This is a genomic window from Chryseobacterium hagamense, from assembly GCF_007991455.1.
GTDB classification, from domain to species: domain Bacteria; phylum Bacteroidota; class Bacteroidia; order Flavobacteriales; family Weeksellaceae; genus Chryseobacterium; species Chryseobacterium hagamense.
The window spans coordinates 217,389-234,636 of record NZ_BJYJ01000002.1 but is presented as its reverse complement, the minus strand read 5'-3'; the positions used below and the strand labels follow the sequence as shown (position 1 = coordinate 234,636).

The following is a 17,248-nucleotide window of genomic DNA, read 5'->3' as shown; positions in this document are numbered from 1 at the left end:
ATTATTTACTAGCTTTTTTCTTGTTAGCAACAGTTTTTCTCTTTCCTTTTCGGGTTCTAGAGTTGTTTTTCGTTCTCTGGCCTCTTAAAGGTAGTCCTAGTCTGTGACGTATTCCTCGTTGGCATCCTATGTCCATTAATCGCTTAATGTTCAATTGCACTTCAGATCTAAGTTCTCCTTCCACCTTAATGTTTTCGGAAATGTAGGTTCTGATGGCAGCCAATTCATCGTCATTCCATTCGTTGACTTTCTTGTCTTCGCTGATACCGGCAGCTTTAAGGATTTCGGAAGAAGTACTTCTTCCTACTCCGTAGATGTAAGTTAAACCGATAACACCTCTTTTGTTTTTTGGTAAATCAATACCTGAAATTCTCGCCATAATTTAATGTTAGCCTTGTCTTTGTTTAAATTTTGGGTTCTTTTTGTTGATTACGAACAGTACACCTTTTCTGCGTACGATTTTGCAATCAGCGCTTCTTTTTTTAATTGATGCTCTTACTTTCATTTTGTTTGATAGTATTTATTTTTTTAACAATAGCCAAACGGAACGTGTGCTCCGTCTGGCATTGTTTTAATATCTGAAGGTAATTCTCCCTTTCGATAAATCATAGGGAGACATTTCCAGCTTCACCTTGTCTCCAGGTAAAAGTTTAATATAATGCATTCGCATTTTACCGGAAATATGGGCGATAAGTATATGCCCATTTTCTAGCTCTACACGGAACTGGGCGTTGGAAAGTGCTTCCGTGATAACGCCGTCTTGTTCAATATGTTTTTGTTTCGCCATAAATTAATATCCAGTCGTTCTTGATAACTTAGACTGCATCAGCCCATCATAATGATGGTTCAGCAGATAAGTATTGATCTGTTGAACGGTATCTAAAATTACTCCTACCATGATTAATAATGAGGTTCCCCCGAAAAACAGGGCAAACGCATCTGTCTGGACAAAGGTTCCATGCACTATTGCCGGAAGGATTGCAAAGATAGATAAAAATATTGCACCCGGCAAGGTAATTTTTGATAAAATATCATCTAAATAATCAGCCGTCTCTTTGCCCGGTCTTACTTTAGGTACCAGGCCTCCGTTTCTCTTCAGATCATCAGCCATTTGGTTTACCGGAATCGTAATTGCAGTGTAGAAAAACGAGAAGATAATAATTAATAGCGCAAACAATACGTTGTACTGCCAGCTAAAAACATTCTTGAAACCTGCAAGAAAAGTATTGGACTCATCTACTTTCGTCAATAAACCCGGAACGAACATCAGTGCCTGGGCAAAGATGATCGGCATTACACCGGCTGCATTCACTTTCAATGGGATCCACTGTCTTGCTCCCTGCATGAGATTTCTGTTTACACCTCCTCTTGCCTGAGCTCTGCTTACATACTGGATCGGGATTTTTCTCACCGCAACGGATAACACCACTGCCAGAAGAACCACCAGCATCCAGAAGATTACTTCAATAAGGATCATGATTGATCCCATTCCTCCTTTTCCGTTCTGCACGGCCATTTCCTGTACGAATGCCTCAGGCAGTCTTGAAAGGATCCCCACCATAATCAGGATAGAGATACCGTTCCCGATACCTTTGTCGGTGATTTTCTCACCCAACCACATTGCGAACACTGAACCGGCAACCAGAATAACGATACTCGGCAGCCAGAACATGATGGAATTCGGCTCTACATAGTAGGCAGACTGGAACTGAGCATAAGGTAAAAACAGCTGAGTGATCGAGGTTAAGTAAGAAGGGGCCTGTACAAGACAAACGCCGATCGTTAACCATCTGGTGATCTGGTTCAGGGTATTTCTACCGGACTCTCCATCTTTCTGAAGCTTCTGAAGATAAGGAATAGCCATCCCCATCAACTGAACAATAATAGAAGCAGAAATATAAGGCATGATACCTAACGCCATTACGGAAGCGTGGCTGAAAGCTCCCCCCGTAAACGACGAAAGCAAGCCAAGGAGACCTGCTCCTTGCTTGTTACCGCCTTGATTTTTATAATGCTCTAAGAGATCCCCTACTTCTGCAAGGTTAATTGCAGGTAAAGAGATATAAGATGCGAATCTATACACAAGAATAATCCCTAAAGTGAAGATAATTTTATCCCGTAATTCTTTAAGGCTCCAAATATTTTTGAGTGTTTGTATAAATTCTTTCATTAGTGATTATTATAAGGTAATTGCTTTTCCACCTGCTTTGGAGATCAGCTCTTCAGCAGATTTAGTGAATTTGTCAGCAGAGATTGAAACCGCAGATTTCAATTCTCCTCTACCCATGATTTTCACTAATTCGTTTTTCGTAATTAAACCGTTTTCAATCATCACTTCTCTTGTAATATCTCCGGTAATGGATTTATTTTCAATTAAAGTCTGGATCGTATCCAGGTTAACTCCTCTAAACTCTTTTCTGTTTACGTTTTTGAATCCGAATTTAGGTAGTCTTCTCTGTAAAGGCATCTGACCTCCTTCAAAACCGATCTTCTGAGAATATCCGGCTCTTGCTTTCTGTCCTTTATGTCCTTTTGTAGAAGTACCCCCTTTTCCGCTACCCTGTCCTCTACCGATTCTTTTTGAATTGAAAGTAGATCCTGCAGCTGGCTTTATGTTGTTTAAATTCATTTTAAAATTATTTTAAAAATTATTTTTGAACTTCAAGTAAGTGACTAACTGCAGCTATCATTCCTAAGATAGAAGGCGTAGCTTCGTGTTCTACAACTTGGTGAAGTTTCTTAAATCCTAATGCTTCAAGCGTTCTCTTTTGGGTTTTTGTTCTTCCAATAGCGCTTCTTACTTGCTTTACTTTGATTGTTGCCATTGTTTTATCTATTAACCGTTAAACACTTTAGTTAGAGAAACTCCTCTCATTCTAGCGATTTCTTCAGGTCTTCTGATATCCAGTAACGCTTTGAAAGTAGCTTTCACCACGTTGTGAGGGTTAGAAGATCCTTTGGATTTTGAAAGGATATCGTGTACACCGGCAGACTCCAATACCGCTCTTACCGCACCACCGGCGATAAGCCCCGTACCATGAGAAGCAGGTCTTAAGAAGATATCAGCACCGCCATATCTGGCAGAAGTCTGGTGAGGAATCGTGTGGTTCATTACAGGAACTTTCACCAAGTTTTTCTTAGCATCTTCTACCGCCTTGGCAATAGCAGAAGCAACTTCCTTAGATTTTCCCAAACCGAAACCGATAGTTCCCGCCTCGTCTCCTACAACAACAATTGCAGAAAATCCGAAAGCTCTACCTCCTTTGGTTACTTTTGTTACTCTGTTAACAGCTACGAGACGATCTTTAAGTTCTAATCCTCCCGGTTTTACTCTTTCTATATTATCTAGTCCTAACATATTTTCCGAAATTTAATGATTAGAATTTAAGTCCACCTTCTCTCGCACCGTCAGCAAGAGCTTTCACTCTTCCGTGGTATACGAATCCGTTTCTATCAAATACAATATTTTCGATTCCTGCAGCGATGGCTTTGGCAGCGATAGCCTTACCTACGGCAGCAGAAACTTCAGTCTTGGTTCCGTTCGCTTCAACGCCTTTCTCTCTTGAAGAAGCAGAAGCCAGGGTTTTTCCACTGTTATCGTCGATTAACTGAGCGTAAATTTCCTTATTACTTTTGTATACAGATAATCTTGGCAATTCAGAAGATCCGGAGATTTTCCCTCTTACTCTTCTTTTGATTCTTATTCTTTTTTCTACTTTAGTTAATGCCATAATACTTATAATTTATTAAGCAGATTTACCAGCTTTACGTCTAACAATTTCTCCTACGAATCTTACCCCTTTTCCTTTGTACGGTTCAGGTTTTCTGAAAGAACGGATCTTTGCAGCTACCATTCCTAGAAGTTGGTTGTCGTGAGACGTTAAAGTAATAATTGGGTTTTTACCTTTTTCAGTCAATGTATCTACCTTTACTTCACCTGGAAGTTCTAGTACGATACCGTGAGAGAATCCTAAAGCCAACTCAAGTTTCTGACCTGCGTGTGAAGCTCTGTATCCTACCCCTACCAATTCCAGTTTCTTTTCGAAACCTTGGTTTACACCAACAATCATGTTGTTGATCAGCGCTCTGTATAAACCGTGAAGCGCTTTGTGTTGTTTAGTATCAGATGGTCTGTTTACGTTCAGTTCCCCATCTCTTTGTTCAATAGTAATTCCTGCAGTAAGTTCCTGGGATAATTCTCCTTTAGGCCCTTTTACCGTTACCACACCGTTGTTTTCAGTGATGGTAACTCCTGCTGGAACTGTTATAATTGCTTTACCAATTCTTGACATTTTCCTGTAATTAAAAATTAATAAACATAGCAGATTACTTCACCGCCTACTTTTTCTTCTCTGGCTTTCTTATCAGTCATTACTCCTTTAGAAGTAGAGATGATCGAGATACCCAAACCGTTCAGTACTCTTGGAAGTTCAGTAGAACCTTTGTACTGTCTCAAACCTGGTCTTGAAGCTCTCTGAATAGACTTGATCGCCGGTTTGTTGGTTTGTTTGTCGTACTTTAAAGCGATTTTGATCAAACCCTGAACAGCATTGTCCTCAAACTTGTAGTTCAAGATATACCCCTGATCGAATAAGATCTTAGTAATCTCCTTTTTGATTTTTGATGCAGGAATTTCCACCACTTTGTGGCCTGCGCTTTGTGCGTTCCTTACTCTAGTTAGGAAATCTGAAATTGGATCTGTTACCATTTTTCTTTTATAAATTATTGGTTAAAGAACAATCAGTATTGCTAAGACTTAAAGAGTAAAATATCAGACCTCAGAAATTTCGGTCTGATATTTTTATCTTTAGTTTCCGAACAACTTAATTGTCCCGATTTTTTTAGTAATAAATTACCAGCTTGCTTTTTTAACCCCCGGGATAAGACCGTTGTTTGCCATTTCTCTGAAAGTTACTCTGGAAATTCCGAACGTTCTCATGTATCCTCTTGGTCTTCCTGTTAATTTACATCTGTTGTGTAATCTTACAGGAGAAGCATTTTTAGGTAATTTCTGAAGTCCTTCATAATCACCTGCTTCTTTTAAAGCTTTTCTTTTATCAGCGTATTTAGCAACTAACGCTTCTCTTTTGCGCTCACGCGCTTTCATTGATTCTTTAGCCATTTCTTAGTTCTTTTTGAATGGTAAACCGAAGTGAGTTAATAAAGCTTTAGCTTCTTTGTCTGTTTTCGCTGTAGTAACGAAAGTGATGTCCATCCCCTGGATTTTTTTCACTTTGTCGATTACGATCTCAGGGAAGATGATCTGTTCAGTGATCCCTAAGTTGTAATTTCCTCTACCGTCGAAACCATCAGCTTTGATTCCAGAGAAATCTCTGATTCGTGGCAATGCAGAAGAAGTAAGTCGGTCTAAGAATTCGTACATCTTGTGAGCTCTAAGGGTTACCTTAGCCCCTACAGGCATACCTTTTCTTAATTTGAAAGCAGCTTCATCTTTCTTGGAGATTGTACCAACAGCCTTCTGACCGGTAATATTCGTTAGTTCTTCAACAGCATAATCGATGATTTTTTTGTCTGCCGTAGCATCACCTAAACCTTGAGACAATACGATTTTCTCTAATCTAGGTACCTGCATTACAGACTTATATCCGAATTCTTCCATCATTGCAGGAACAATCGTTTCTTTATATGCTTTTTTGGGTCTTGCTATATATTCCATGTGTTCTTAAAAATTATAAAGTTTCACCCGTTTTTTTGTTGATTCTTACTTTCTTATCTCCTTCGGTTTTGTAACCTACTTTGATTGCTTTTCCGTCTTTACCAACTAAAGCTACGTTTGAGATATGAATAGAAGCTTCTTTCTCCGTAATTCCACCTTGAGGGTTGGAAGCTGAAGGCTTAACGTGTTTCTTAACGATGTTAAGTCCTGCAACAACTACTCTAGGGTCTTTTCCTTCTTTTTTGATCACTTCAATAACTTCACCTGTACCTCCTTTAAGACCTTTCTTACCGGTAGTTACGATTACGTTATCTCCTCTTTTTATTTTTAACTTTGACATTTTTTTACAATTTTAAATATTAAAGTACTTCAGGAGCTAATGAAATGATTTTCATATATTCTTTGTCTCTCAACTCACGAGCAACCGGTCCGAAAACACGCGTTCCTCTCATTTCTCCCGCTGCGTTCAGCAATACACAAGCATTGTCTTCGAATTTGATGTATGAACCATCTTTTCTTCTCACTGCTTTTTTAGTTCTTACTACGACAGCTTTAGATACCTGACCTTTCTTAGCGTTTCCTGATGGTGTGGAATCTTTGATAGTAACAACGATTTTATCACCAACTGAAGCATATCTTCTTCTGGTTCCTCCCAGAACTCTGATAACCAATACTTCTTTAGCACCTGTGTTATCAGCAACTTTTAATCTTGATTCTGTTTGTAACATTATTACTTAGCTTTTTCAATGATTCTTACTAATCTCCATCTCTTGCTCTTGCTCATCGGTCTTGTTTCCTGGATCAGAACTGTATCTCCCTCTGTGCATTCGTTGTTCTCGTCGTGTGCAGTATATTTTTTCGTTTTCAAAACGAATTTACCGTACATCGGGTGCTTTACTCTTGTAGTTTCACTAACAACAATAGTTTTTTCCATTTTATTGCTGGAAACCACTCCGATTCTTTCTTTTCTTAAATTTCTATCCATTGTAAAATGAAATTATTGTTTGTTAGTTAACTCAGTGTTTAGTCTAGCGATTGTTTTTCTCAAATCTCTGATTTGGATCGGGTTTTCAACTGGGCTGATTGCATGAGCCAATTTCATTTTAGAATATTGAGCTTTTGCTTCAGTAAGTTGAGCTTGAATATCACCCGCGCTTAAATTTTTAATATCAGCTTTTTTCATTGTATTCAAAGATTAAAGAGGTTTAACAAAATCGTTAGCAACGATGAATTTGGTAACTACCGGTAATTTCTGTGCAGCAAGCCTAAGAGCTTCTTTGGCTACTTCGTAAGGAACCCCTCCGATTTCGAACATAATCTTACCAGGTTTTACTACAGCTACCCAATATTCCACGGCACCTTTACCTTTACCCATCCTTACTTCGGCTGGTTTCTTGGTAATCGGCTTATCCGGGAAGATTTTGATCCATAGTTGACCTTCTCTCTTCATATATCTTGTCGCAGCGATACGAGCAGCTTCAATTTGTCTTGCAGTGATCCAAGCACCTTCTGTCGCCTTAATCCCGAAAGTTCCATAAGCAAGTTGATTGCCTCTCTGGGCATTCCCCTTCATTTTCATCTTATGAACTCTACGGAATTTGGTTCTTTTTGGTTGTAACATAATTTCTAAATTTTAGATTTTAGATTTTAGATTTTAGATTTTTTTTATTTTAAAAAAGTAACGGTAATTTAAAATTCAAAATGGTCTAATCTAAAATTTTTAATTATTATTGTTATTATTGTTGTTGTTTCTTCTAGGTCCTCTGTTGTCTCTTCGGTCTCCTCCTCCTCTGTTATCTCTTCGGTCTCTGTCGCCTCCGGACTGACCTCCTTTCTTCTGCTGTCCCACTAATGGAGAAAGTTCTCTTTTACCGTAAACTTCCCCTTTCATGATCCAAACTTTAACACCTAGTTTTCCGTACTGAGTCAATGCTTCACCGATGTGGTAATCGATATCCGCTCTGAAAGTAGACAATGGAATTCTTCCGTCTTTGAAAGATTCTGATCTTGCCATTTCAGCACCGTTCAATCTACCGGAGATCTGAACTTTGATCCCTTCAGCCCCCATTCTCATGGTACCTGCGATCGCCATTTTAACAGCTCTTCTGTAAGAAATCCTGTTTTCGATCTGCTTGGCAATGCTGTCAGCAACCAATACGGCGTCAAGCTCAGGTCTTTTGATTTCGAAGATGTTGATCTGAATATCCTTTTTAGTCAATTTCTTCAACTCTTCTTTCAGTTTATCAACTTCCTGCCCTCCTTTACCGATGATCAGTCCCGGTCTGGCGGTAGTGATTGTAACTGTTACTAATTTTAATGTTCTTTCAATATAAATTCTTGAAATCCCACCTTTAGATAATCTAGCTTCAAGGTATCTTCTGATTTTGTAGTCTTCCGCGATTCTGTCTCCATAATCGTTTCCGCCAAACCAGTTAGAATCCCATCCTCTGATGATACCTAATCTATTACCAATTGGATTTGTCTTCTGTCCCATACCTTGATTAATTTTCTTTTGTACCTAAGATTAGTGTAATGTGGTTTGATCTTTTTCTGATTCTGTACCCTCTACCTTGCGGAGCCGGTCTCAGTCTCTTCAATTGTCTTGCACTGTCTACGAAAATTTCTTTAACGATAAGGTTGGCTTCTTCGATATCCGCACCTTCGTTTTTAGACTGCCAGTTGGCCATTGCAGAAAGAAGTACTTTCTCCAATTTGTTAGAAGCATCCTTCTTAGAATATTTTAGTATATATAAAGCTCTGTCTACTTCTACTCCTCTGATGATATCGGCTACCAATCTCATTTTTCTTGGAGAAGAAGGGCAATCATTATGTAATGCTTTTACTACATCCTGATTCGTTAATTTACGTGCTAATGCACTTTCTCTTTTTCTTGATCCCATGATTATCTGCTACCTTTGTTTTTGTTACCACCATGACCTCTGAAAGATCTTGTTGGAGAAAATTCGCCTAACTTGTGACCTACCATGTTTTCTGTAACGTAAACCGGGATAAAAGATTTCCCGTTGTGTACAGCAATAGTCTGTCCTACGAAGTCCGGAGAGATCATCGATGCTCTAGACCAAGTTTTGATAACTGTCTTTTTACCAGACTCTATATTTGCCTGAACCTTCTTATCTAAAGTATGATGAATGAATGGTCCTTTTTTAAGTGATCTTGCCATAATTATTTTCTTTTAGATACGATGTAACGGTTAGACACTTTGTTTTTCTTTCTAGTTTTGTATCCTTTAGCCGGCATACCGTTTCTAGATCTTGGGTGACCTCCTGAAGAACGTCCTTCACCACCTCCCATCGGGTGATCTACAGGGTTCATCACTACTGGTCTTGTTCTAGGTCTTCTACCTAACCATCTGCTTCTACCAGCCTTACCTGATACAGTTAATTGGTGATCTGAGTTAGAAACTGAACCGATCATTGCCATACACTCAGTAAGGATCATTCTGGATTCTCCTGAAGGCAATTTGATGATCGCATATTTTCCGTCTCTTGAAGTAAGTTGAGCTGAAGAACCAGCACTTCTTGCCAAAATAGCCCCTTGACCAGGCTTCATTTCAACACAAGAGATTACCGTACCCAATGGAATGTTTTTCAATTTCATTGCGTTACCAATATTCGGTTCTACGCTTTCACCTGAAACTACTTTCTGATCTACTTTGATACCGTTCGGAGCGATGATATATCTCTTCTCTCCGTCTGCGTATTCTAATAAAGCGATAAATGCAGTTCTGTTTGGATCGTATTCTACAGTTTTTACAGTGGCTTCAACGTTTGCTTTATTTCTTTTGAAGTCAATAATTCTGTATTTCTTTTTGTGTCCACCTCCGGTGTAACGCATGGTCATTTTACCAGTTTGGTTACGTCCACCTGACTTACTAATACCAACGGTAAGGGATTTCTCCGGCTTGTTGGTAGTAATTTCCTCAAAGTTGTTTACAACTCTGAATCTCTGTCCTGGGGTGATAGGTTTTAATTTTCTAACAGACATTACTATTATTTATAATTATAATTAATTTACAGCAAAAATATCGATAACGTCACCTTCAACAAGTTTGATTACCGCTTTTTTCAATTTGTTCGTCTTTCCAACCTGAAGACCTTTTTTAGTGTATTTCGAAGAAACCTTCGGAGCATAAATCATTGTATTAACGTCTGCTACTTTTACACCATAAGCCGCTTCCACCGCTTTTTTAATCTGGATTTTATTCGCCTTAGGATTTACTAAGAAAGAATAAGAACCTCTTAAATCCGTAAGGTAATTAGCCTTTTCTGAGATAACTGGTTTAATGATAATAGACATGATTTATTTCTTTAGATTTTCCTGGAATTTTTCAACTGCACCTTCGAAGAATACAACCTCACCTGCATTTACAATATCGTAAGAACTCACTTCGTTGAAGTTCATCACTTTGGTTTTAGGTAAGTTTCTTGAAGACAAATACACATTCTTGTTAGCTTCAGGAAGAATGAACAAAGATTTTTTACCGTTCAATGCCAAAGCATCCAATAAAGTAATGAAATCTTTAGTTTTAGGAGCCTCTAAGCTCATATCTTCTAAAACTCTGATGCTGTTGTCTCTCATTTTCTGAGATAAAACAGATTTTTTAGCCAATCTCTTAAGCGCTTTGTTCAATTTGAATCTGTAGTCTCTTGGCTTAGGACCGAATACTCTACCCCCACCTCTGAAAGTCGGAGATTTGATATCCCCGTATCTTGCAGAACCAGATCCTTTCTGCTTCTTAAGTTTCTTGGTAGAAGCGGTAATTTCGCTTCTTTCTTTGGATTTATGAGTCCCTTGTCTCTGTGCGGCAAGGTACTGCTTAACTTCTAAGTAAACCGCGTGCTGATTTGGCTCAATTCCGAATACTGTTTCGTCTAGAGTTACTTTTCTTCCGGTCTCTTTTCCTGATGTATTTAATACTACTAGTTCCATTTTCTGATAATTACATAAGAATTTTTAGCTCCCGGAACAGCACCTTTTACTACTAAAAGATTTTGTTCTTGATCCACTTTTAACACCTGAAGGTTTTGTACAGTCACCTGCTTACCTCCCATTCTTCCGGCCATTCTCATCCCTTTGAATACTCTTGAAGGGTCTGAACCAGCACCGATAGAACCTGGAGCTCTAAGCCTGTTGTGCTGACCATGAGTTGCCTGCATTACACCTCCGAAGCCGTGTCTTTTAACAACACCCTGGAAGCCTTTACCTTTTGAAGTACCTGTTACGTCTACGAATTCTCCTTCGTTGAACAAGTCTACTTTTACTTCTTCTCCTACTTTTACTTCATCAACGAATTCTCTGTAGAATTCCACCAATTTAGCTTTAGGAGCAGAACCAGCCTTTTTGAAATGGCCAGCTAACGCTTTACCAACGTTCTTCTCACTCTTGTCATCGAAACCTAATTGAACTGACTTATAACCGTCTTTTTCAATGGTTCTGACCTGTAAAACCGAGCACGGACCAGCTTGGATAACTGTACAAGGAATGTTTTTTCCTTCTTCGTTAAACAAAGATGTCATACCGATTTTTTTACCAATAATACCTGACATTGTTTATATTATAATAAAATTTATCCTTTATTTATCATCATTTCCAGGAGGTCTGAAGTAATTTCTACGTTTGATATAGGCATACTACGCCCCTAAAATGAGAGTGCAAATTTATGAATAATTTTATTACTGACAAATATTTACTGCAAAATATTTTGATTTTTAATGATTTACATCAAAACTAAAAGGTTATCATCCGTTTCTGACCGGACATGTTAAAAATATTCCGCAATCCATCGCAAAATACTGCTTCATCCGATAAGCTGTCCTGCCGGCAATCTTAATCCCTTTATCAAACCTGCTTCAAGGCTACCAAAAAAGCCGCTTGTATAGGGCGGCCTGATATTTTGTAAATACGATGGTCATGGCTTCAGTTCGATAGGATTATTCCTCTTCTTTATTCTTTCCTTTACTTTTGCCTCTGCAGAAGCATCGATTGTAAATCCGCTTTTGGAAATTTCCGACACCAGATTTTCCTGGGAGTTCTTCAAGGCCCTGTAATAATCTGCCTTGGACACTTTTTTTCCGTTGGCTCTCTTTTCCGAAATCCATAGGGCAGGCTTATCAGCCAGATTTTTATAGCTTAACAGCTCAAATGTATACTGTTTCCCGGAATCTTCCATTTCCACGATAAGTCCGGGAAGTCCGTAAAATTTATACGGTCCGTCGGAAACAGGAATTTCATTGGTAAACCAGGCCTTGTAATTACGTCCGGCGTAAGCGAGAAGTGCTGCCTGGCATTTCAACTTGCCGATATTTTTCTTCTCGTCTGTGATTTTCCATTTGAACTCAGGACTCTCTTCATAAATAAAATCATTCCTTATGATCTTATCGTAAAACAGGACCTGTTTCTTGGCAGGATCTTTTACAATCCGGTAGGTGAAATTGGTTTTGGGAATATTAGTCAGATCAAGTTTTGAAATTTGTGTATTTGATCCGTTGGCCATTTCAGCCATTACAGAATCCCTCTTGTAAGAATTAAGGCTCATAAATTGGGATTTCCCCTTACCGCGTTCCAGGATAAAATATTCTTCGCCGATATCGGCTTTATCCAGGGAATCTTTCTGGTAGGTCAAGAGGTAAACATATTTCGAGTCCACCTGATCCAGATCAACGGTTTTCTGTCCGTAGATATTACACGCCATAAGAAAGAACATAAGCACTGCTCCGATGCATTTATCCATAGTTTTCATTTTTAAAAGGCAAAAGAGGACCTAGATCCCCTTTTGCAGCTAATTTAATTAACATTTAAAGTTGTAGCCGATTAATTACCGCAGAGAATGTCATCTGCCGTCAGCACAATATCGATAATATCTCCTAACGTCTCACCGCAGGCTACTCCACTGTAACCGCACGATAAGGTTACATCTACACACCCGTAAGCTTTTGCTTCAGTCTGAGGCTGTTGCCCTTCCGGTAAAGTTTCATTTTCTACTGCAATCGTGTTTGCACTCATGGTTCCGGCAACTGCGAACGCTGCCATAAAGATTAATTTTTTCATGATATTATTTTTTGAATTTGATTTCACTAAAGTATGAATAATTATCAAAACGAACAAATTATTTTTTAATATTTTTGCATTTAAAGTAAATTATAAAAACTAAAAAGTAGATTTATTTAAAATAAAAACACCAATAGATGCACTTTTGAGAATAAATTGCAAAATGATTATTTACATCATTATTTAGAGCCTGTTTAAATTTACCTTTTATATTTTAACATTAAGAATTTAAGGCATTTTAGCTTAAAAAATCAATATGTCGGTTGCCCGGCAATATTCAATTAAGTCAATTGAAATCATCGTATTAAAGTGAAGAATAAACAAAGTTTATTTAATTCAGAAAATTAAGAGAAATGACGGAAAGTTTGATGAATTAAAATTTTAAACAGGCTCTTAAAGTCTGTCTTCATTTACCTGAAATAACCTCTGTATCTGAATTATTCTTAAGATGCTGCACGCTCCGGAATGCTTTCAGACATTATCTTCCGTGATTTTACGGTGTAATTTTTGCTCAGAACATTTTACTCTTGAAAAAATAAAAAAACTGTTGCTGCGGATAGATGCAGTTTCATTTTTGATTTTTCCGGCAAAGACATTTACCATACATTATTAGAAATCATTGAAACGATTATCATATCCTGAAGCAAAATTTAGTTCCCCAATGAAAATTTTACGTTTCCTTTTTTTTCTGCTCCTTGTCGTTTCCTGCAGCAAAACGCATAGACACCGGTATACGTTCTACTACTGGAAAACCAATCTTTCCTTTGACCGCACGGAAAAAGATGTTCTTCAACAAGCTTCCCTGCCTTTTTTATATACGCGGTTTTTTGATGTGGATAAAATCGACGGAAAATTCCAGCCGGTCGGTGTGATAACCAAAGACAAAAGTTTCATCACCGGTAAACAGATTATTCCGACGGTTTTTATAACTAACCGGACATTCCTGAACATTACCGGTAAGGAAACCCAATTCCTGGCTGAAAGCATCTATGCCTTGATTCAGAAGAAAACTTCGGAATACCATTTAAAAACAGGCAATGAAATTCAGATCGACTGTGACTGGACAGCCGGCACCCGCGGCGATTATTTTAAATTTTTAAATGATTTAAAAAAAATCTCCGGTAAATCCGTTACCTGTACACTGCGGCTGCATCAGGTGAAAGACAAGAAACAGATGGGGATCCCGTCCGTTGACAAGGTTTACCTCATGTGCTATTCCACCTCTTCTCCACTGGAAAACTCCGGTAAAAATTCAATCCTCGATGTGAATATCCTCAAAAGCTATCTTTCAAAAATAGAAGATTACCCTGTAAAGGACATTGCCGTTGCATTACCTATTTATTCCTGGGGTATTGTGACGAATCATCTGGGAAAACACCGGCTGATCAACGCACTTTCCGGAAAAGATCTGGAAAATCCCTCCTTCAGAAAGATTTCGGGAACGGAAGCCGAAGTCCTGAAAGACGGGTTTTATTTCGGCCATTACCTTAATAAAGGATTCCGGATTAAAGTGGAAGAAATTTCGGACGAACAACTTCAGGAGGTGGCCGGCTTTCTGGAAAAAAAAATAAACCCATTTGATATTATTTATTATCAATTAGACCGTAAATTTGTTACAGGCCAGCGGTTTGATTTCTAGATAAAATGACGTTTAAAGTAAATAAGCCCAGATTCTTCAAATAACCTATTACTACAACTAAACACCATCATAAAATGAAAAAGCATTTGCTCTCACTTGCGGTTCTTTCGCTTTTCTATACCGAATCCCGCGCCTGTGCCTGGTCGGATCCGGATTATGAATATTTCAATCTTTTCACCCAGAGCATTATCCGGGACAAATCCTACCTCCCGTTTCTGCACAGCTATTCCACGAGGTTCTATTCGGATTTCAAAACTTCACAGATTCCGGACGACAACATCTACACGTGGAAGAAATTCTTCAACAACCAACTGAATTATGCGGAAACGGATTACCTGGTGAACAAGATGAACATCAATGATCTGAATGCCCTTAAAAAAGGAACTCCATCCAACCCGTTGCTGGTAAAGCTGGGAGCCGGCTTTTATCCGAAATACCGTGAGGCTGTGGATTACCTGATCGAGGCTAAGTACCTCGAGCCCTACATGAAGATCAACTATGTTGAAACGCCCGATTCCTTCTATTACCGGGAAAATGAAAACAGCAGCATGAATGCAACCAACCTGGATTACGGCAAAACGGTTGCAGCCCTGACTTCCCTCTACAATGCAGCTACGAATCCTGAAATCAGGCAGCGGTACGGATATCAGCTGGTCCGTTTCAATCACTATACAAGAAATTACGATGCAGCGGTTCAGGCATTCAAAAAGTATGTTGAGCCTATTAAGTTAAGGGGATCTGCTTATTTTATGGCTTTGGACCAGTTGGCGGGTGCACAGCGCGGCCTGGATATGAAGAGCGATGCGAACTGGAATTTTTTCCAGGTATTCATGAACAGCAAGAGCCGGAAGGAATCGGCTTTTGTATCCATGAAACTTTCCGACACCGCTTCGTTCAACAATATCCTGAAAAGAGCAGGAACCAGCCAAGAGAAGAACATGGCTTACTTCCTGTTGGGTTATGAAGATTTCAACAACCCGATTCCGACCATGGAAAAAATGTTCGAGATCGATCCGGATTCGGAAATCCTTAAAGTGATGGCTGTACGGAGCATCAATGAGCTGGAGCGAAGTTACCTTCCGATCTATTACTATCAGGATGCTGAAGGAAACGCTTCCACCCAGACGGCAGCTTCAGATAAATCACCGGATCAGGCAAAAGCCGCAACAGCAGAACCGAAAAAAGAAGAACTCTCTTTCTGGCAGAAAATCGTACGGTTTTTCAAAAACCTTTTCAGCAGCAAAAAAGATAAGAATTCAACAGACAGCAAAGCGGATCAGAGTGATGACGAACTGCTGGACAACCCGAACCGGATTCCGGTATTCAGCAAAAACAATTATTGGTATGATGACAAGACCAAGGACTTTCTGGATGACCTGGAAAAATTTACCGGTAAAGCCAAAGAAAAATCGAAGGATGAATACTGGCAGATTGCTGATGCCTATCTTAAATTTTTAAAGAAAGATTACAAAGCCAGCACTGAGATCTTAAATGATATTACCACAACGAATCCGGAATACCAGGAGCAGATCAAAAGAATGAAGATCCTGAACGATATCGTTTCCCAGCCCAAGATCGATGCGGCATACGAAGATCATCTGATGAACGATTATCCGGAGTATTTTACCGATCAGCCGGAAGTAAAAAAAGACAGCACCGACGCAGCGGATGGTTATTATGGTGATGTCCCGTCTACCAAAGATTTCCTGAAGGACGTTCTGGCCAACCGTTATTTCCTGCAGGGTGAAGACGGAAAATCTTTCCTGATGAGCAATAAGCTGTCGGATCTGCAGTACAGTCCGAATTCAAGCCTGGTGAAAAGCGTGGAAGACTTCTACAGAAAAACTGATAAGACGAAGTTTGAAGAACAGATCATTGCCAAAAACATTGACGATGTCGGAAACATTGATGCTTTCTTCGCTGTGATCTACGGCGACCGGGCGATGAGGCAGGCAGATTTTGAAAAAGCGAAATCCTACTATGCAAAAGCTCAGAATTTCATCGGTATTCCAAGAACCAACTATGACTGGGACAACAATACCCGGAAAGAAATTCCGCATCAGTACGGCACAGGTGAATACAACGGCTTCAGAAATATTTCCGATCTTGTTTTCGGACACAACGTTTGGGAAAGCTTCCAGAGTACCCCCGAGGAAAGCATGAAAAAAGAGGATCATTCCCAGTTCCCTTTCATTAAACCTTCCATGAATAAACTGGAGCTGGCGGATGCTTTACTACAGCTTAAAAAAATAGGGTCCGGAAAAGACCGTAAGGCTGCCACGGCCAACCAGCTGATCGGAAACCTGCTGTACAACACATCGATCTTAGGATATTACCGCCAGCTTTTTGTGATGGATATCGATAATACGAATGGCGGAAAATATGATTTCTGGAGTACGGAACGTAAAAATCCGTATCAGTATTATTATAAGAATTTCCCGGACCGGACGTATATCGAGCCGGATAATTTTGATCTTACCATCAGCTATTACAAAAAAGCCTTTGACCTTTCCGCAGACCGGGAACAGAAAGCAAGGGTTCTCTTCCAGATGGCCAGTGCGGAACAGGGTAAATATTACCAATATGAAGCAAAGCACCCTTCCGCCATCGATTACTCGGATCCGAAGTACAGTGAGAAAAGCGATGCTTACCAGAAGCAGCTGGATCAGATCAGGAATCAGCAGTACCGCACCAGCTTCGCCGTACTGAAAAACCAGTATGCCGATACGGAAACCGCGAAGGAACTGATGGGAAGCTGTTCTTATTTTGGTTATTTTATGAGATAAATTTAAGTAAGAAAGGAATCGAAATTTCGATTCCTTTCTTACTTCTGCTTAATGGTTGCCTATTTAATTCCAGCCGCC

General features: G+C 39.3%; 28 protein-coding genes. 2 read left to right on the top strand and 26 right to left on the bottom strand.

The annotated features are described in order from the left end of the window. Position 1: 1 nt before the first annotated feature. From rpsM to CHA01nite_RS03890, 26 genes are all read right to left on the bottom strand, one after another. Positions 2 to 379: a 30S ribosomal protein S13 gene (rpsM, locus tag CHA01nite_RS04015; protein ID WP_034678036.1), complete on the bottom strand. Its 378-nt coding sequence runs from the start codon at positions 377 to 379 to the stop codon at positions 2 to 4. Between the two features lie 9 nt (positions 380 to 388). Continuing rightward, positions 389 to 505 (bottom strand): 50S ribosomal protein L36, encoded by a 117-nt coding sequence (gene rpmJ, locus CHA01nite_RS04010; RefSeq protein ID WP_007839480.1) that lies wholly within the window; start codon positions 503 to 505, stop codon positions 389 to 391. 66 nt (positions 506 to 571) lie between these two features. Continuing rightward, complete coding sequence (gene infA, locus CHA01nite_RS04005) at positions 572 to 787, bottom strand: translation initiation factor IF-1 (protein ID WP_027381317.1); 216 nt, start codon at positions 785 to 787, stop codon at positions 572 to 574. A 3-nt stretch (positions 788 to 790) separates the two neighbouring features. Then, positions 791 to 2,170 (bottom strand): preprotein translocase subunit SecY, encoded by a 1,380-nt coding sequence (secY, locus tag CHA01nite_RS04000; RefSeq protein ID WP_146939925.1) that lies wholly within the window; start codon positions 2,168 to 2,170, stop codon positions 791 to 793. Positions 2,171 to 2,179: 9 nt separating this feature from the next. Next, on the bottom strand, positions 2,180 to 2,629 hold the full coding sequence (gene rplO / locus CHA01nite_RS03995) for a 50S ribosomal protein L15 (RefSeq protein ID WP_146939924.1): 450 nt from the start codon (positions 2,627 to 2,629) through the stop codon (positions 2,180 to 2,182). A 19-nt stretch (positions 2,630 to 2,648) separates the two neighbouring features. Next, positions 2,649 to 2,825 carry a 50S ribosomal protein L30 gene (rpmD, locus tag CHA01nite_RS03990; protein ID WP_007839493.1) on the bottom strand — a complete coding sequence of 59 codons (177 nt, stop codon included), beginning with the start codon at positions 2,823 to 2,825 and terminating at the stop codon, positions 2,649 to 2,651. A gap of 11 nt (positions 2,826 to 2,836) precedes the next feature. Beyond that, a complete protein-coding gene (gene rpsE, locus CHA01nite_RS03985) occupies positions 2,837 to 3,358 on the bottom strand; it encodes a 30S ribosomal protein S5 (RefSeq protein WP_027387203.1) in 522 nt (173 codons plus the stop codon). A gap of 19 nt (positions 3,359 to 3,377) precedes the next feature. Further along, the gene (gene rplR / locus CHA01nite_RS03980) at positions 3,378 to 3,731 is read right to left on the bottom strand and encodes a 50S ribosomal protein L18 (protein ID WP_066434448.1); all 354 of its coding nucleotides are present in this window, start codon (positions 3,729 to 3,731) and stop codon (positions 3,378 to 3,380) included. 15 nt (positions 3,732 to 3,746) lie between these two features. Continuing rightward, positions 3,747 to 4,292 carry a 50S ribosomal protein L6 gene (gene rplF / locus CHA01nite_RS03975; protein ID WP_146939923.1) on the bottom strand — a complete coding sequence of 182 codons (546 nt, stop codon included), beginning with the start codon at positions 4,290 to 4,292 and terminating at the stop codon, positions 3,747 to 3,749. 17 nt (positions 4,293 to 4,309) lie between these two features. Further along, complete coding sequence (gene rpsH, locus CHA01nite_RS03970; RefSeq protein ID WP_146939922.1) at positions 4,310 to 4,708, bottom strand: 30S ribosomal protein S8; 399 nt, start codon at positions 4,706 to 4,708, stop codon at positions 4,310 to 4,312. Positions 4,709 to 4,852: 144 nt separating this feature from the next. After that, positions 4,853 to 5,122: a 30S ribosomal protein S14 gene (rpsN, locus tag CHA01nite_RS03965; protein ID WP_027387207.1), complete on the bottom strand. Its 270-nt coding sequence runs from the start codon at positions 5,120 to 5,122 to the stop codon at positions 4,853 to 4,855. 3 nt (positions 5,123 to 5,125) lie between these two features. Then, entirely contained in the window at positions 5,126 to 5,677 is a 552-nt protein-coding gene (rplE, locus tag CHA01nite_RS03960) for a 50S ribosomal protein L5 (protein ID WP_146939921.1), read from the bottom strand. 13 nt (positions 5,678 to 5,690) lie between these two features. After that, positions 5,691 to 6,017: a 50S ribosomal protein L24 gene (gene rplX, locus CHA01nite_RS03955; RefSeq protein ID WP_146939920.1), complete on the bottom strand. Its 327-nt coding sequence runs from the start codon at positions 6,015 to 6,017 to the stop codon at positions 5,691 to 5,693. A 19-nt stretch (positions 6,018 to 6,036) separates the two neighbouring features. Further along, entirely contained in the window at positions 6,037 to 6,405 is a 369-nt protein-coding gene (gene rplN, locus CHA01nite_RS03950; RefSeq protein ID WP_007839504.1) for a 50S ribosomal protein L14, read from the bottom strand. A 2-nt stretch (positions 6,406 to 6,407) separates the two neighbouring features. Next, positions 6,408 to 6,662: a 30S ribosomal protein S17 gene (gene rpsQ, locus CHA01nite_RS03945; RefSeq protein ID WP_027387210.1), complete on the bottom strand. Its 255-nt coding sequence runs from the start codon at positions 6,660 to 6,662 to the stop codon at positions 6,408 to 6,410. Between the two features lie 12 nt (positions 6,663 to 6,674). Further along, positions 6,675 to 6,860 (bottom strand): 50S ribosomal protein L29, encoded by a 186-nt coding sequence (gene rpmC / locus CHA01nite_RS03940; RefSeq protein WP_146939919.1) that lies wholly within the window; start codon positions 6,858 to 6,860, stop codon positions 6,675 to 6,677. A gap of 12 nt (positions 6,861 to 6,872) precedes the next feature. Further along, complete coding sequence (gene rplP, locus CHA01nite_RS03935; protein WP_146939918.1) at positions 6,873 to 7,298, bottom strand: 50S ribosomal protein L16; 426 nt, start codon at positions 7,296 to 7,298, stop codon at positions 6,873 to 6,875. Between the two features lie 99 nt (positions 7,299 to 7,397). Continuing rightward, entirely contained in the window at positions 7,398 to 8,171 is a 774-nt protein-coding gene (gene rpsC / locus CHA01nite_RS03930; protein ID WP_146939917.1) for a 30S ribosomal protein S3, read from the bottom strand. 7 nt (positions 8,172 to 8,178) lie between these two features. Then, the gene (rplV, locus tag CHA01nite_RS03925) at positions 8,179 to 8,577 is read right to left on the bottom strand and encodes a 50S ribosomal protein L22 (RefSeq protein ID WP_146939916.1); all 399 of its coding nucleotides are present in this window, start codon (positions 8,575 to 8,577) and stop codon (positions 8,179 to 8,181) included. Between the two features lie 2 nt (positions 8,578 to 8,579). After that, positions 8,580 to 8,858 (bottom strand): 30S ribosomal protein S19, encoded by a 279-nt coding sequence (rpsS, locus tag CHA01nite_RS03920; protein ID WP_002983209.1) that lies wholly within the window; start codon positions 8,856 to 8,858, stop codon positions 8,580 to 8,582. Between the two features lie 2 nt (positions 8,859 to 8,860). Continuing rightward, the gene (gene rplB, locus CHA01nite_RS03915; protein ID WP_062162725.1) at positions 8,861 to 9,682 is read right to left on the bottom strand and encodes a 50S ribosomal protein L2; all 822 of its coding nucleotides are present in this window, start codon (positions 9,680 to 9,682) and stop codon (positions 8,861 to 8,863) included. Positions 9,683 to 9,703: 21 nt separating this feature from the next. Further along, a complete protein-coding gene (gene rplW / locus CHA01nite_RS03910; protein ID WP_055987507.1) occupies positions 9,704 to 9,994 on the bottom strand; it encodes a 50S ribosomal protein L23 in 291 nt (96 codons plus the stop codon). A 3-nt stretch (positions 9,995 to 9,997) separates the two neighbouring features. After that, on the bottom strand, positions 9,998 to 10,627 hold the full coding sequence (rplD, locus tag CHA01nite_RS03905) for a 50S ribosomal protein L4 (protein ID WP_146939915.1): 630 nt from the start codon (positions 10,625 to 10,627) through the stop codon (positions 9,998 to 10,000). Further along, a complete protein-coding gene (gene rplC, locus CHA01nite_RS03900; protein WP_042720943.1) occupies positions 10,618 to 11,244 on the bottom strand; it encodes a 50S ribosomal protein L3 in 627 nt (208 codons plus the stop codon). The genes rplD and rplC overlap by 10 nt, the downstream gene beginning before the upstream one ends. A gap of 362 nt (positions 11,245 to 11,606) precedes the next feature. Further along, complete coding sequence (locus tag CHA01nite_RS03895) at positions 11,607 to 12,428, bottom strand: GLPGLI family protein (RefSeq protein ID WP_170234682.1); 822 nt, start codon at positions 12,426 to 12,428, stop codon at positions 11,607 to 11,609. A gap of 80 nt (positions 12,429 to 12,508) precedes the next feature. Continuing rightward, positions 12,509 to 12,745: a hypothetical protein gene (locus tag CHA01nite_RS03890; protein WP_146939913.1), complete on the bottom strand. Its 237-nt coding sequence runs from the start codon at positions 12,743 to 12,745 to the stop codon at positions 12,509 to 12,511. Between the two features lie 661 nt (positions 12,746 to 13,406). On the opposite strand from CHA01nite_RS03890, the gene CHA01nite_RS03885 reads away from it, so the two are divergent. Together CHA01nite_RS03885 and CHA01nite_RS03880 are read left to right on the top strand one after the other, a co-directional pair. Continuing rightward, positions 13,407 to 14,384 (top strand): hypothetical protein, encoded by a 978-nt coding sequence (locus CHA01nite_RS03885; protein WP_146939912.1) that lies wholly within the window; start codon positions 13,407 to 13,409, stop codon positions 14,382 to 14,384. A gap of 74 nt (positions 14,385 to 14,458) precedes the next feature. Next, positions 14,459 to 17,170 (top strand): hypothetical protein, encoded by a 2,712-nt coding sequence (locus tag CHA01nite_RS03880; RefSeq protein ID WP_146939911.1) that lies wholly within the window; start codon positions 14,459 to 14,461, stop codon positions 17,168 to 17,170. The last annotated feature ends 78 nt before the right edge of the window (positions 17,171 to 17,248 follow it).

Bases quoted from the DNA above. Each gene is read 5' to 3' on its own strand.
- rpsM (WP_034678036.1), bottom strand. From the start codon at position 379: ATGGCGAGAATTTCAGGTATTGATTTACCAAAAAACAAAAGAGGTGTT.
- rpmJ (WP_007839480.1), bottom strand. From the start codon at position 505: ATGAAAGTAAGAGCATCAATTAAAAAAAGAAGCGCTGATTGCAAAATC.
- infA (WP_027381317.1), bottom strand. From the start codon at position 787: ATGGCGAAACAAAAACATATTGAACAAGACGGCGTTATCACGGAAGCA.
- secY (WP_146939925.1), bottom strand. From the start codon at position 2,170: ATGAAAGAATTTATACAAACACTCAAAAATATTTGGAGCCTTAAAGAA.
- rplO (WP_146939924.1), bottom strand. From the start codon at position 2,629: ATGAATTTAAACAACATAAAGCCAGCTGCAGGATCTACTTTCAATTCA.
- rpmD (WP_007839493.1), bottom strand. From the start codon at position 2,825: ATGGCAACAATCAAAGTAAAGCAAGTAAGAAGCGCTATTGGAAGAACA.
- rpsE (WP_027387203.1), bottom strand. From the start codon at position 3,358: ATGTTAGGACTAGATAATATAGAAAGAGTAAAACCGGGAGGATTAGAA.
- rplR (WP_066434448.1), bottom strand. From the start codon at position 3,731: ATGGCATTAACTAAAGTAGAAAAAAGAATAAGAATCAAAAGAAGAGTA.
- rplF (WP_146939923.1), bottom strand. From the start codon at position 4,292: ATGTCAAGAATTGGTAAAGCAATTATAACAGTTCCAGCAGGAGTTACC.
- rpsH (WP_146939922.1), bottom strand. From the start codon at position 4,708: ATGGTAACAGATCCAATTTCAGATTTCCTAACTAGAGTAAGGAACGCA.
- rpsN (WP_027387207.1), bottom strand. From the start codon at position 5,122: ATGGCTAAAGAATCAATGAAAGCGCGTGAGCGCAAAAGAGAAGCGTTA.
- rplE (WP_146939921.1), bottom strand. From the start codon at position 5,677: ATGGAATATATAGCAAGACCCAAAAAAGCATATAAAGAAACGATTGTT.
- rplX (WP_146939920.1), bottom strand. From the start codon at position 6,017: ATGTCAAAGTTAAAAATAAAAAGAGGAGATAACGTAATCGTAACTACC.
- rplN (WP_007839504.1), bottom strand. From the start codon at position 6,405: ATGTTACAAACAGAATCAAGATTAAAAGTTGCTGATAACACAGGTGCT.
- rpsQ (WP_027387210.1), bottom strand. From the start codon at position 6,662: ATGGATAGAAATTTAAGAAAAGAAAGAATCGGAGTGGTTTCCAGCAAT.
- rpmC (WP_146939919.1), bottom strand. From the start codon at position 6,860: ATGAAAAAAGCTGATATTAAAAATTTAAGCGCGGGTGATATTCAAGCT.
- rplP (WP_146939918.1), bottom strand. From the start codon at position 7,298: ATGTTACAACCAAAAAGAACCAAATTCCGTAGAGTTCATAAGATGAAA.
- rpsC (WP_146939917.1), bottom strand. From the start codon at position 8,171: ATGGGACAGAAGACAAATCCAATTGGTAATAGATTAGGTATCATCAGA.
- rplV (WP_146939916.1), bottom strand. From the start codon at position 8,577: ATGGGATCAAGAAAAAGAGAAAGTGCATTAGCACGTAAATTAACGAAT.
- rpsS (WP_002983209.1), bottom strand. From the start codon at position 8,858: ATGGCAAGATCACTTAAAAAAGGACCATTCATTCATCATACTTTAGAT.
- rplB (WP_062162725.1), bottom strand. From the start codon at position 9,682: ATGTCTGTTAGAAAATTAAAACCTATCACCCCAGGACAGAGATTCAGA.
- rplW (WP_055987507.1), bottom strand. From the start codon at position 9,994: ATGTCTATTATCATTAAACCAGTTATCTCAGAAAAGGCTAATTACCTT.
- rplD (WP_146939915.1), bottom strand. From the start codon at position 10,627: ATGGAACTAGTAGTATTAAATACATCAGGAAAAGAGACCGGAAGAAAA.
- rplC (WP_042720943.1), bottom strand. From the start codon at position 11,244: ATGTCAGGTATTATTGGTAAAAAAATCGGTATGACATCTTTGTTTAAC.
- CHA01nite_RS03895 (WP_170234682.1), bottom strand. From the start codon at position 12,428: ATGGATAAATGCATCGGAGCAGTGCTTATGTTCTTTCTTATGGCGTGT.
- CHA01nite_RS03890 (WP_146939913.1), bottom strand. From the start codon at position 12,745: ATGAAAAAATTAATCTTTATGGCAGCGTTCGCAGTTGCCGGAACCATG.
- CHA01nite_RS03885 (WP_146939912.1), top strand. From the start codon at position 13,407: ATGAAAATTTTACGTTTCCTTTTTTTTCTGCTCCTTGTCGTTTCCTGC.
- CHA01nite_RS03880 (WP_146939911.1), top strand. From the start codon at position 14,459: ATGAAAAAGCATTTGCTCTCACTTGCGGTTCTTTCGCTTTTCTATACC.